12 protein-coding genes are annotated in these 13516 nt (G+C 43.2%); 3 read left to right on the top strand and 9 right to left on the bottom strand.

The window, feature by feature from the left end; translation table 11 throughout:
• The first annotated feature begins 112 nt into the window (after nucleotides 1-112).
• On the top strand, nucleotides 113-1837 hold the full coding sequence (locus AB4371_RS16045) for a phospho-sugar mutase (RefSeq protein WP_372150325.1): 1725 nt from the start codon (nucleotides 113-115) through the stop codon (nucleotides 1835-1837).
• Nucleotides 1838-1944: 107 nt separating this feature from the next.
• Here the strand turns inward: AB4371_RS16045 and AB4371_RS16040 are convergent, their stop codons facing one another.
• The 4 genes from AB4371_RS16040 to yegD all read right to left on the bottom strand — a co-directional run bounded on the left by AB4371_RS16040 (nucleotide 1945) and on the right by yegD (nucleotide 6553).
• A complete protein-coding gene (locus AB4371_RS16040; protein WP_017068640.1) occupies nucleotides 1945-2577 on the bottom strand; it encodes a LysE family translocator in 633 nt (210 codons plus the stop codon).
• A gap of 150 nt (nucleotides 2578-2727) precedes the next feature.
• Entirely contained in the window at nucleotides 2728-3360 is a 633-nt protein-coding gene (locus AB4371_RS16035) for a fumarylacetoacetate hydrolase family protein (protein WP_017071641.1), read from the bottom strand.
• A 289-nt stretch (nucleotides 3361-3649) separates the two neighbouring features.
• Nucleotides 3650-4708, bottom strand: coding sequence for a porin (locus tag AB4371_RS16030; protein ID WP_372083072.1), 1059 nt, complete (start codon nucleotides 4706-4708; stop codon nucleotides 3650-3652).
• A gap of 492 nt (nucleotides 4709-5200) precedes the next feature.
• Entirely contained in the window at nucleotides 5201-6553 is a 1353-nt protein-coding gene (yegD, locus tag AB4371_RS16025) for a molecular chaperone (protein ID WP_372150324.1), read from the bottom strand.
• A 160-nt stretch (nucleotides 6554-6713) separates the two neighbouring features.
• Between yegD and AB4371_RS16020 the strand changes: the two genes are divergently transcribed.
• Nucleotides 6714-7022, top strand: coding sequence for a DUF1289 domain-containing protein (locus AB4371_RS16020; RefSeq protein ID WP_372150323.1), 309 nt, complete (start codon nucleotides 6714-6716; stop codon nucleotides 7020-7022).
• A 134-nt stretch (nucleotides 7023-7156) separates the two neighbouring features.
• On the opposite strand, the gene AB4371_RS16015 is transcribed toward AB4371_RS16020, so the two are convergent.
• Entirely contained in the window at nucleotides 7157-7507 is a 351-nt protein-coding gene (locus AB4371_RS16015; RefSeq protein ID WP_017061764.1) for a HopJ type III effector protein, read from the bottom strand.
• Between the two features lie 194 nt (nucleotides 7508-7701).
• Here AB4371_RS16015 and AB4371_RS16010 point away from each other — a divergent pair, with 194 nt between their 5' ends.
• A complete protein-coding gene (locus AB4371_RS16010; RefSeq protein ID WP_372132494.1) occupies nucleotides 7702-8361 on the top strand; it encodes a PilZ domain-containing protein in 660 nt (219 codons plus the stop codon).
• Between the two features lie 59 nt (nucleotides 8362-8420).
• On the opposite strand, the gene luxQ is transcribed toward AB4371_RS16010, so the two are convergent.
• The 4 genes from luxQ to AB4371_RS15990 all read right to left on the bottom strand — a co-directional run bounded on the left by luxQ (nucleotide 8421) and on the right by AB4371_RS15990 (nucleotide 13368).
• Entirely contained in the window at nucleotides 8421-10994 is a 2574-nt protein-coding gene (gene luxQ / locus AB4371_RS16005) for a quorum-sensing autoinducer 2 sensor kinase/phosphatase LuxQ (RefSeq protein WP_372083073.1), read from the bottom strand.
• Nucleotides 10994-12088, bottom strand: coding sequence for an autoinducer 2-binding periplasmic protein LuxP (locus tag AB4371_RS16000; RefSeq protein WP_372150322.1), 1095 nt, complete (start codon nucleotides 12086-12088; stop codon nucleotides 10994-10996). Before AB4371_RS16000 ends, luxQ begins: the two co-directional genes overlap by 1 nt.
• A gap of 308 nt (nucleotides 12089-12396) precedes the next feature.
• On the bottom strand, nucleotides 12397-12711 hold the full coding sequence (locus AB4371_RS15995) for a GIY-YIG nuclease family protein (RefSeq protein ID WP_050621727.1): 315 nt from the start codon (nucleotides 12709-12711) through the stop codon (nucleotides 12397-12399).
• Nucleotides 12712-13368: a YceH family protein gene (locus AB4371_RS15990; protein ID WP_019823422.1), complete on the bottom strand. Its 657-nt coding sequence runs from the start codon at nucleotides 13366-13368 to the stop codon at nucleotides 12712-12714.
• Nucleotides 13369-13516: the final 148 nt, after the last annotated feature.

Raw genomic sequence — 13516 nt, 5'->3', positions numbered from 1 at the left:
GTTGGAATTTATTTTATATCGAGTTTTACGATTGCTTTCATGGAAATGAGAATTAATATCACTTAAATTAAATCAACGGTAAGTCATACAGACATTAATAGGTTTAGTGATTATGCAAGATGCAATGAATTGGTTAGCGAGAGACCCAGATCCAAGAACTCGTGAAGAACTTCAACACCTCATCGATGAGGGAATGCACGACGAACTTGAAGACCGCTTTACTCAACGATTAGAGTTCGGAACGGCAGGACTTAGAGGCAAAGTTGGATGCGGCCCAAATCGAATGAACCGTTTAGTCATACAGGAAACAGCAACCGGGCTCGGCCACTACTTAATCGAACATATCGCTAATGCGACCATCCGCGGTGTGGTCGTCGGTTATGACGGCCGTTTAGATTCAAAGCAGTTCGCGATTGATACCGCTTCCGTACTCACGGCTTTAGGCATTAAGGTTTATCTAACCTCGAACGTCGCGGCGACCCCTATCGTTGCTTTTGGTATTGAGCACTTCAACGCCGCAGCTGCCGTTGTGGTGACGGCCAGCCACAACCCACCAGAATACAATGGTTTCAAAGTGTACTGGGAGAATGGCGCTCAAATCATTCCTCCTCACGACGCGGGTATTGCCGCTGAAATCGATATCGCATCAACCAAGCCGCTCCCTTTAATGAGCCTAAGTGACGCTGAAACGCAAGGTAAGTTGGTGTGGTTAACTGAAGGCTATTATCAAACCTACCGCGCTGCGATCAATCAGAGCCCATACGTGAGTGACGAGATCGAATCGGCGAACACCACCATCACCTATACCGCAATGCATGGTGTCGGCGCACAAATGGCCGAGGATCTACTTCACGATTCTGGTTTCCATAAGGTGTTCAGCGTCGCCGAGCAAAGAGAGCCCGATGGTAACTTCCCGACCGTCAACTTCCCGAATCCGGAAGAAAAAGGCGCGATGGATCTGGTGGTTAACTTAGCAAAAAGTGTCGATGCCGACATTGCTTGTGCCAACGATCCAGATGCAGACCGATTTGCCGTTGCGGTTAGAACTGACGATACAGCTAGAACAGATGATGGCTCATACAAAATGCTAACAGGTGACCAAGTCGGCGTGCTATTCGCTCATTATCTACTCTCAAAGCCGCATACCAAAAACCAATTAGTTGGTAACAGTATCGTATCTTCAACATTGCTTGAAAAAGTAGCTCAATCCCACGGGGCGACTTATTTCCAAACGCTGACAGGTTTTAAATGGTTAGCGAATATTGGCATGCAATTGGAAAATGATCAGAACGACTTCTTGTTCGCCTATGAAGAAGCATTAGGCTACACAATTGGTACTCAAGTACGAGACAAAGATGGGCTGTCTGCTATTGTCGTGTTTGCTCAATTGGTTGAGGAGTTAAAATCTCAAGGTCGAACAGTTTGGGATCTTCTCGCTCAAATTTCATTTGAACATGGGGTTCATACCAACGCTCAGCGAAGTATTGCACTAGACCCAGACTCACCATCGATTGGTTCTAAGCTCCGCTCGGCACAGCCTAAAGCAATCAACGGTGTCGCTATCTCTGTAATTGAAGATTTGCAGTCTTCTTTACGCTTCGTCATTGGAGGCAATACTGAAGCCATTAACCTGCCTGCAAGTGACGTACTCATCTATCATCTCGAAGATGGTTCACGCATTATCGTAAGACCTTCCGGTACTGAGCCAAAAGTTAAGGTCTACTATGAGACGGTGACAAAATTTGAAGGGACAGAAACCTACGAAGACACTCGCCTGCGCGGTGAGAAGTACATGGAGAAACTGATTGAACAACACCAACAAGAGTTGAATTCATAGCGATTTAGCGCGTTCAACATGTAACGGTTAAATATAAAAAATGGACGCTCGTAGCGTCCATTTTTGTCTCAGCGGCTAACCACGAGAAGATGTCTGATTTGATTCGTCTACGAAGTAAAGAAAGAAGACAACATCCAGATAGCTAACACGATGAAAACTCCGCCCATGACTTTCTGTTGATAGGTACGAAACTTCGCGTTTTCTACGAGAGATTTACCAATCGTACCCACTAACGCCACCAGCAAAAAGTTAAACGTTAAGCCGAGAACATTCAGTAATAAACCCAGAACAAGCATCTGCTGACCGGAAGTCGCTTCAATATTCGTCGACACAAACTGAGGCAGAAACATCACAAAGAAAACCAACGCTTTAGGATTAAGCAGGTTACTGATTAGCGCTCTTTGATAGTAGGCTTTTGCTGCAAAGTTATCGCTTAACTCAGGCGCGTTACCCTGCTCTGTTCGCAGGCAGTCCCATCCCATCTTCAACAAGTACGCGCCGCCTAACAAATGTAGAGCTTTAAGCGCTATTGGGCTCATTGCGATCAACGCTGATACACCCATAGCCGCTAATACTGTCAGAATGATACCAGAAGTCGCATTACCTAGGCTTGCAAACACGCCGACCTTACGGCCATAGCTCATGCTTGAACTCGCAATCAGTAACATATCAGGGCCAGGTAAAAGAAGAAGTGCAACAACGGCAGTCAGGTAGACAGGTAAAATGGTTAAGTCGATCATGAGGGTCAGCATTGATAAAAACGGAGGCGGATTTTATATCAATTACTAACACCCTTCCAGATGCAATCAGTTGTTCGACGTTTATTTAATCGAATTAAAAACCAACATTAAGCGACAAAGCCAATTTATTAACTAAATAGAAAAGACTAATTAACTTGCTACCCATTCGATCTCAATCAATGTCGTATCGCCACACTTTAGGCGACCAAGGAAGATATCGCCTCGATGTACGGCCCCAACACCTTTTGGCGTACCTGTCATCACAACATCGCCGTCTAGTAAGGTGGTATAAGAAGACAGCTCTTCTAGGATAGTTTTTGGAGAGTAAAGCATCTGCTCAACATGTCCTTTCTGAACACGAACACAGTTAATAAATAATTCTAGGTTTAAGTCAGAGAGATCAAAATTATCAACGGGAACAAAGCGACTAAAGACAGCGGAACCATCAAAGGCTTTGGCACGCTCCCAAGGTAAACCTTTGGCTTTTAAACTGCTTTGCAACTCACGCTTGGTAAGGTCTAAGCCGAATCCCACAGCAGAGTATTCACCGTTTTCAACAATAAAACAGATCTCTGCTTCGTAGTGCAGCGCTTCTTGATGAAAAGAAGACAGGGATGACGTAACGCTGGTACTTGGTTTATTGAAAACCACCATAGAGTCTGGGATTGCGTTATTGAGTTCTTCGATGTGATCGACATAGTTACGCCCAACACACAGCACCTTAGTTGGGGTTGCTGTTCGTCTCGAATTCATCAGCTGTTCCTGATCGACAACACTGCTCATAGTTTATCCCTGAACTATTTTTTTGAGTGGAGAGTTTAACGCATCATAAAATGAGAGTCTTCGACAAGATGGTTACCAATATCTAAATTCTGATCTTTAGCTCAATTCGATGATTTGAAAGCGTTTATACGAAGGTCGCAATAGTGCGAAATCACCATTCAAGACAAAAGCCCAAAACGAAAAAAGCCCTCTCTAACCAAAAGGTTTGAGAGGGCTTAGCATGGTGTCTAGGACAGTATCCTAAAAGGTAAACCTAAGGAGTAAACACTATGCTAAATCAGTCTGCGACTTATAGGTAGTAACGAGCACCAAGTAGCCACTGGTCGTCAGCTTTTTCTTTGTACACGCCAGAACCTTGTAGGTCGAACTGGTAACCAGCAAAGCCTACGAACTGAGATGTGAAGTTGTACTCAGCTTGTAGAGCAGTTGTAGCAAATACTGTTTCACTCATCTTGTCGTCTTCTACCGCTTCGTAGTTAACGCTTAAGTTCAGGCTGTTAGAAAGTGCGTAAGAAGCAAGTAATTCAACTGCAACTGTCTCTTCTAAAGCAACACCAGCGCTTGAGTTCATGTAGTTATTCATAGCATAAACACCAGCTAAGAATAGACCTTCAGAACCGTAAGAACCGTAAGTAGCACTCACTACGTTAGAATCAGCGGTTTTAGAACCACCGCCAATGTTACCAAATGTAACATCACCAGTGTTGTATGCGTAGTTTGCTGTGAAATCAGCAATTGCGTAGTTCAATGCAATTTGAGCACGGTTACCGTATTTGTTTGTGTTTGTATCTGAAACTTTATCAGTCTTGCGGCCTTGCCATGCAACACCTACGTTTAGAGAACCAGCGTTACCAAAATCGATAGCATTGCCGTAACTCACCATCTCTTCGCCACGACCAGTACCTAGGTTACCGTGATCGTCGTAGATGAAGTCATTCGCGAATGCGATTGGCATATCTGCAACACCAGCAACGTTGTAGTATGGCGCCCATTGAGTACCAACAACACCACGACCGAAGTCTTCATGAGTTAGACCAATGTAGCCAAGACGAGTTGTGAATGACTGATCACCACCGTCAAGCATGTTTAGCGCCCATTCACCTTTAGCATCAGCAGTAAAGCCGTTACCAAGTTCGTGAGTTGCACCGAAGTTGATACGTGGAGAAACAGTTTCAACACCGATGTCATCGCTGTTTTGACGATCGTCGCTGTTTACATCACCAACTGCAACTGAAACGTGACCGCCAACTGAGAATGTTGTGCCGTCTTCGTTGTAAAGTTCTACTGCAACTGCCTGTGTACCAAATACTGCACCAGAAATTGCTAGCGCTAAAAGTTTCTTATTCATTTGTCATGTCCATTATGTAACTGGGTGAGTTATTCACTAACAACCTCGTGCTTACGGAGAAGTTGTTACCTGCATTTAACAAGTAGGCAAACCCTAATATACGAATGACAAGAAAGTTGCATTAAAATATATAAAATAAAAAAAATCGCACTATAAAAAACAAAAATACCTTTTAAAACAGTTGATTAACAAGACAATTACTGAAATCTCCTTTCATTCTTTGAGATAAATACTTTGATTATTTTTGATTTTATAATCACTAAAAAAGCATTAAAAATCTAAACCCAAGGTAACTCATCAGACCATCGAGAGGCTCGCCTTTGCCTTTGAAACATTTTGTAACACGTAGAGCTCAGCTGAAATATTTAGCTTTGTGAAACAAATCCCAATATGAGCTAGGAAAAATCGTTCAATAGAAAGTTCATTAGAGAAAAACAAAAAAAGGGCAACCAATCAGCGACTGGTTGCCCTTCATAACTCATCATTGAACTCTTATTTGAAGCAAACCTCAGCCCAACGAGCTAAACCTGCAGTTACTGAACCGAAGTAATTACCACTCACAATCGGTACATTCGGCACAGCTTGTTGTACGGCTTCACGAAGTATCGGTGAACGAGCGGAACCACCCGTCATGTAGATTACGTCTGGCTTTTTCTGGCCTTGTTGAATCGCTTCTTTAACCAACTCAATCATCTTAGACTTTGGTGTTTCAATCGCTTCAACCATCTGTTCGACTGAGATATCTACCTCGACCAGTTCAGAGGCAACATTAATCGCAGCACGATATTGAGGGGATTCTGGCAGCGCAATCTTGGCCTCTTCCGCTCTACGCACAATACCGTAACCCAAAGTGTCGTGATAAACCTTCATCAAACGTTCTAGCTTTTGAGGCTCTGACGCTTCTTTACGAAGTAATTTTAATGCCGCTAGGTTTTCTCTTGAATAGAAGTTCTTTTGAGCTTCAACATTATTAATCGCAATTGGGTTCCAGAATTGAGTCAGTGGCATATCAATACCCGAAATGCCTTTGCTGCCCATACCAAAAGGTGACATCAGTTGTTTGAATGCAAGATAGATATCGAGGTCATTCCCCCCTACCCTTTGCCCACTGTGTGCCAACAAGCTCTGGGTACGATCCGCTTTACCAGACCACGTTGGTCCCATTTCTAATAATGAGCAATCGGTGGTACCACCGCCAATATCAACAACCAATACTGTTTGGTTTTCAGTTAATGTGCTTTCGTAATCAAGGCCTGCGGCTACGGGCTCAAATTGAAAAGCGATATCAAGGAAACCGGCACGCTTAGCTGCGCGAGACAGTATGTCTTCAGCTTGTCTGTTCGCCTCTTCACCACCTCGACCGTGGAAGTTAATTGGTCGGCCGATAACAGCTTGCTTGATCTGCTCTTGAGTCGTGAGTTCGGCTTGATTCTTGATATTTGCCATCATGGCGCACACTAAATCTTCGAAAAAGCTCACCTGCACATCATGCAGTCCACTCGCGCCAAGGAAAGATTTAGGGGACTTAACATAATAAACATCGCGAGGGTCTTCTAAATATAAGTCCAACGCAGCCTGACCAAATGCCATGTCTTCTGGCACTAAGTCGATACTCTCTTCTCTGTTCAGCGCAATCGCACGTCGTAGTACTTGCTCACCGATCGCATCACTCGGCTTGATATTCAAGTGGCGGAATAGATGTTCAGAAACACTCTCACGAGTAGGCGCAAACACGGTTGAGGGAATATAGTGGTTGTTACCTTCTAGCGGTAACAGGCTTGGCTCTCCATTAACCATCGCCGCGACAGAACAGTTCGCTGTTCCATAATCAAATCCAATAAACATAATATCCCCCCACTCAACAAAAGGGGCGAGATGCTACATGAAAAGCCTAAAAATTACGAGGTCATTTCTAAATTTAACTGAGTAATTTCTTAGCTTAACGGCTCTTCAAGAAGAAACAAATATGCTACATTTCAGCCCAAATGAATCACAGGTTAGAGAAATGAAAACACCTTGCCGAGCGGCTTGTAAAAATAATGGCGGAATGTGTAGTGGCTGCTTTCGAACAATGGATGAAATTATAGGTTGGAAAGGCTTATCTGAAGAAGAGCAAACGTCGGTTATGGATAATCTTAGTGGCGCGAGTTCGACTCACCAATGTCCACAGTGTAATGAGCCAGCTCAATGCGATATCAGTGCGGGCAAAGAGACGTGTTGGTGTTTTGAGTTAGAAAAACGAGATACTAACGATATTCCAAAGGCTGGAGTTTGTATGTGTCGTAAGTGCTTGTCTGCCCTGCCCGTTCAGTAGTTTAGAGCCCATTTAGTAAGTTACTAGATAGCAAGTTACTAGCCAGTTCAACATAGACAAAAAAAGCGAGAGGTTGTTTTCTCGCTTCAAAATACTGAGATTAAATTTCGACCTAATCGTTACCTGGTTAGTGTCTACTTCACTTTTGCAACCAGCGCAGGCTGAGAAAACTGGATACCATTCCAGCCATGAACCATAAAGTTACGAATATTTTGATGGTCGCTGTTCTCTGGAAAACCTAGCACGTCGTTACGATAAAATTGACCAAAACAAGCAAGTGTTTGCTCTGCTGACAGGCCTTGCTCTAAACCAAAAGCAAAAATCTTACACGAACCATTATTCTGCCCTGCAGCGTTCACTACCTCACCATTGCGAAATTCGCGCTCAGAAAAATCATAGTGAGCTTCGATCACTTGCATTGTATCTTCAAATTGCACGGCCTCTGGGGTTTCAGCCAGAGTATTCAATAAGGTTTCCAGTTCCATTTACTATTTCTCCATCAAGTATATATCTGTCAGCAGTGTATCTTGTTTTACGACAAGAGTAAGCCGTTGTTTACTTGAGATAGCGATTCACTTTTTTGTTGTACGCTGCTATTTACTTCAATGAAACTAATGACATAGTTTTATCAGGGCGTTATATTATTTTATCAAACGATTAACATTGTTCAGTAACGAATATGCATAAAGATAAAAACTTAGAACTGTTCAGATACCTAAAGCCAGGTACAAAAACAGCAGGTGTATTGGAATTTGGCCCAGACGACTCAATCCAGATCAGTACACTTTATATCGGACACAAAGAAGATCAGTACCTCATCCTAGAGCTTACGCAAAAAGCGACAGAAGCACTGACGCTGAGAAAGCTCACAAACGTTGATATTATTGTTCGTGCGATTACCGACACCGAACTTGGGCACATTGTCGCGTTCAAAACCAATGTACTGGCTCATATCACCTCTCCAGCACATCTAATCTTCCTTCGCCCACCCTCAAACTTTGCAACCAAGCCTATTCGTGAACACGAAAGGTATAAAGTACGTCTCAGCTGTGAAGTCACTTTTGATACCTTGTCGCTGGATGCCACACTAGTCGACTTTTCAGCGTCAGGGTGCGGTATCTATCTTACCCAGCAATCAGATATTGATGTCGGCTGGAAGATAAAAGTTAATTCTGACTTAAATGAGTACTTAGGTGACGATCTAGTCTACAAGGTGGTAAGTAAGAAAAGGCAAAGACAAGGCTGGCTGCTAGGTATCCAATTCCCTGAACACCTAGATATGAGTGATGAGTTGAAAACGCTGCTATTGGAACAAGCCTTTGTCGCTGGCTCGATATAAAGGCAGAAAATTAGTTACTTCTCTTCAACAGACTCCATTAAAGAGCACTAAGTTAAAGCCTAGTGCTCTGTGTCATTCCAGTATGAGTTTTTGAAATGAACAAACGCTTGGTGGAGCGACTCTTCTTTAATCGGCTTTACAATCACGTAATTCGCCCCTGCGGCCATAAAGCTGTCTCTAGTTGACTCTTGAGCATCAGCGGTACACGCATAAATAGGGGCTGACACACCAATCTCACCTCTTAGCTGCTGAGTGGTTTCAACACCACCGAGATTAGGGAGTTGGTTATCCATCAAGATCAAGTCATAGGTAATCGTCTTAGCCATCTCAATCGCTTCTAAGCCATCTTTTGCCCAGGTGACGACCATGCCATATTTCTTACAGAAAGCCTGAGCAATAAAGGCGTTGGTGTGATTGTCTTCCACCAGCAACACATTCAAAGGTCGACTAAACAACGCCTCTGGCTCAACCTCAGCTTGTTGCTTAGCATCGACTAATAGCGGCTTGGCGTGTACGACTACAGGAATTTCTATCGTGAGCTCTGAGCCTTGACCTATCACGCTGCGGACTTGAATGTCCCCTTCCAGCATATCGACCAGATTTTTTACAATTGTAAGTCCTAAACCAGTGCCACCATATTCACGAGTGGTGGTCTCTTCGGCTTGAACAAAGGGTTCAAAAACAGCATCAATTTTGCTTTCATCAATACCAATGCCAGAATCTTTCACTCGAACGATCAAGCTGGCGTGATCGGAGTTAAAGATACTCTCGATCTCAAAGCTGACGGAGATACCGCCTTGATGAGTGAATTTAAAAGCATTACTCAACAGATTAAACATGATCTGATTGAGGCGTACTTGGTCGGTATTGATTTCAATGTCATCAACCAAGTGATTCACAATGGTAAATTCGACGGATTTATCTTCACACAGCGGTCGATAGATGCTGTCTAAGGTATTAACTAACTCCCCTAAACGGAAGTCTTTCTTTTGAATATTAAACTGCCCTTGCTCAATCTTTGAGAAGTCCAAGATATCGTTAAGTACCGCCAGTAAATGTTCCGCACTATTACACAGTACATCCACCTGCTCGCGATTATCTTCATTGTGCATAGAGCGCTTGAGCAGCTGAGACACACCGAGAATACCGTTGAGCGGCGTGCGAATCTCATGACTCATCTTAGCTAAGAAGTCTGCTCGCACATTCGCAAGATGCTCAGCTTCTTCTCTTGCTCGATCAGCCTGTCTTTCCGCCTCGATTAGCTTAGTAATATCTTGCCCTTGTACCACCACTCCTGTGATGCCGTGTTCCACGCGAATAGCAGACATGTTCCAACGAAACACCTTTTCACCAATGGGTACGTTAATACCCGTCAGTTTAGAACCCTGAACCACCATTTGAATATTAGGCAGCATTCGCTGCTCAAACTCTTGGGCAATTGGACCATAATTGTCATCAGCATCGAACAACGCCATGCGAGCGGCGGGGTTCATCTGAATCAAATCGCCTTTTTCAGACCAAACTAAGATAGGCGAATGAGCAAAGTTAAAGAGATCTTGGAATTTTTGATTCTGTTCAGATAAGCGCTCAAAGGTGTCTTCAAGAGTACAACCAATATGGTGAAATTCGAAAATGTTAGAGCCATCGAACTTGTTGTACTCTTCGCTAGCACTTGCCGAACGAGTAAAGTCCATTAGCTTATCAAGCTCGGCTGAGACTCTCTTTTGAATCCAAGTTCGAGCAAAAAAAGACATCAATATGATCACCACAATCACCACGATGATCGCACGCTGATAATTCTCTTCTAACGCAATGAAATTATTATTTTTTTGAACAGCTCGAATGATTAAAGGAGTTTCAACAGCATTAATCTTAATGGTTGCGATGGTAACGAAATGACGCGGCAACTGTTCGTACATTTGGTAATTGAGGATGTCAGTAATGGTGTAGCTTTCATCACCACTGAATGTCGATGTCACCGGTGTACCGTGCGCTTCAATCACGATATTTTCGCTATTACTGCCCTGTTGGATTGACTCAGCCAAAGAGAAGTTGTTGTCAAGCACAATGGCGATATAGAGTTGACCAAGGACTTCCCCAGTAGCGTTATCAACAATAGGGGTACGGCGAGCCAACAAGTGACGCTTACCTATATCTGTCCTCAGTTTAATAAAATGCCAATTACTGCTGAACGAAACCTCATCAGAAATATGCTTTAAGTTGGACTCATCCAAACCATAAAATTGACTGTTGCCGTCTTCCCAAGCCAAACCATCGTGGGTTGAGACAAAGCGTAAATCTGGTGCATGATCCGGTTCACGTTGGTCAACACCAAAGAAAAAGTAGCTCAGAGTCTCGTCATTACCCGTATCAAAGTACTCTCTGAGAGTTTCACTGTGTGAGCTACTGTCTTGATGGATTTGCAGCACCGACAAACGATAATCAAACATGTTTTGGATCAGGCTTGAGGTTTGCTGTACCGTTCGATTCGTCTCTTGCTGTACGATATTACTGCTGGTTTCATAATTATGAATAAGCACGCCAAGTGCCATCACGCCTATCACCAAAATAACGATACGCGTAATGAGTCTAGCTAAAGTGTTTCTAGGTGTACTGGCGTAACTTTTCTTCATTAGTGACCTGAGTACCTAAATGCTCGCTGTTTAAGTTCTGAAATACGTTCTGGGGAATCTTCCTTGGTGACAATTTCAAATTCACCAGAGTAAACGGTAGGCACTTCCAAACCGGCTAGATCCCACTTGATCGCCTCTGCCATTGCAATGCCTGTATCGTCGTTCATACGCATGACAGTAACATCTAGGTCGCCCCTTGCAATGGCTTCAAGTTCAGCAGAGCCGCCTCCCCAACCATTCACTAAGATGTCTTGGCCCGATTCACGAATCGCTTCCATTGCACCGAGAGCGACATCCGTTGAACATGCATAGATAAAGTCTAGATCCTTATCGTTCTCTATGCTGATTTTAGCCGCTTGGTAGCCACTGTCTTTGTTTGATTTTGTGTAAAACGAAGACTTAAGGGTAAAGTTGGTATCCGTATTCACTTCATGGATAAAAGTATCTCCACGCGCATCACTGATATAGCCTTGTGAGTAATACAAAACAGAATACTTACTGTCTGGCGGACTTACTTGTTTAAAATAGTCCGCCAGTTTTAAACTGCCTGTCGCATGGTCAAAACCCACATACATAAATGGCTGTCTATCCGCCCAAGCTCGCACTGGCGTCGTGATATTTTGAAGGATCAACTTAGTATCTGTAGAGGTCAACACGTGCTCAATAAACTTGCGGTGGCGCGTGGTATCTAACGTGAAAATCAAATAATCCGTCTTGTTTTCAATCGCTTCTTGCAATGAAATGCTCTGCTGCGCGAGATCGGCATTAATACGGGTAAATACTTGATTTATTTGGTAGCGGATCTTCAGCCTATCGAGACGTTTCTCAAAGGCTTGAATATTGCGAACCCAGTAATCCGAGATCTGTTGACCCGGATACACCACGGAAATCGTGATCGGTTCATCTTGGATTCTTCTCAGTGGCACAGGGTGATTTTGTACAGCCTCGACCATTTTATCGGTCAATGCTTTTTGTTCTGGAAAAGTGGAAAGATAATCTTGGTATTCCCAGTACCCATTGAGGACATGAGTACCATGGGAGAGAGCGGACGCAGAAAATACGGCAAGTCCAAACAACATCAGTAAACGTTTCATATTTTTCTCGTTTTATATGAGCTACTTTGGCTCATTTTTTAACCTAGCATGACACCATCTCTTTGTATGGCTAATGGATATTATGTAGGACAACGATGATAAATGATAGCGTCTAACACTAATTAGAACGACATTCTAAATGAGCAATATGTTAATTTGGAATGGAGATTAAGAGCAACGAGTTCAATCATGATTTCAGCCCATTCACAGTAAGAGTAATTACTATTTAAATTCATAAGCTTAGCTTAATTTATTATAGACCCTTACATTATTAAGATTTAATCAATAACAAACATTTTGGCTATGAATTATGAGACTTCGATATATTGAATTTTGTCTTTTTGCCACTCAATAATCAGTTTGAGTGATACCAGTTTTTCTTTGCGGGATTTAGGCAATTGCTTGATCGCGTATTCGGTTTTCAATGCTTCACTTTTTGAGCCAACATCAAAACTCCAAACCAGCTTAAGCGGGCCTTTACCTTTTAAAGCTTTAGCGCCTTTACCGGTTTGATGTTGTTCAAATCGACGCTCTAGATTGTTCGTAACGCCACAATAAAGGGCATTGTGGCGATTGCGGATCAAGTACACGACCCAATCCGCATTTTTATCAACATCTGACATTTAAAGCAGTGATTCAACCAGAGCCTTAAGCTCTGCCACTTCTGCTCTTAGGCTTGCAACTTCAGACTCAAGCTCTTCAAACTTTTCACTCGTTGCAGAGGGGGCAGCCGCGCTTACTGATGCCGTCGCAAACGCTTCAACATCCACTTCACCGCTCAACAAGTGCTGGTAGCGTGATTCACGTTTACCCGCTTCGCGTGGCAGCTTAACCACTAAGGCACCTGCTTCTCTTGCAGCTAGCTTATCTAATGTTGCTTCTACTTCTTTCACATCACTAAAGTTTGCAAGGCGACCCGTTCGAGTACGAAGTTCACCGGGTGTTTGCGCGCCGCGCAGTAACATACAACAGATGATTGCACGCTCTTGCTCTGTAAATTGCAGATCACCGAACTCAGTGTTGCAGAAACGATGCTGATACTTATTAACGCGGCTATTGAAGCTGCTCTCATCGCTCACCATGCGACGTCCGATTAAGCCATCAACCGCATCTAAAACATCTGACTCAGAAAGAGAGAGAACAGGTTCACGGTTACTCTTTTGATTACATGCCGTGGTTAAACTGTTCAGTGTCAGTGGGTAATGATCGGGAGTAGTGACTTCTTTCTCGATCAAACAACCGATAATTCTCGCTTCAATTGGGGAAAGTACTGTGTTCATCGTTTTTCCTTTTTATTATTTTGATAATTCCATCTCAACACCTAACAATGCAGTAACTAGTGTTCAGACAAAATTGGTACTCGTTTCTTTCTGCCCTGTTCATCAATCATTATGATCTTAGAACGGTTTCATAGACAGAACCTTAAGC

The sequence above is a fragment of the Vibrio sp. 10N.261.51.A3 genome, from assembly GCF_041471965.1.
In the GTDB taxonomy this organism is placed as follows: domain Bacteria; phylum Pseudomonadota; class Gammaproteobacteria; order Enterobacterales; family Vibrionaceae; genus Vibrio; species Vibrio crassostreae_C.
Note: the sequence above shows the minus strand (reverse complement) of the source record. Positions and strands in the feature narration are given on the sequence as shown.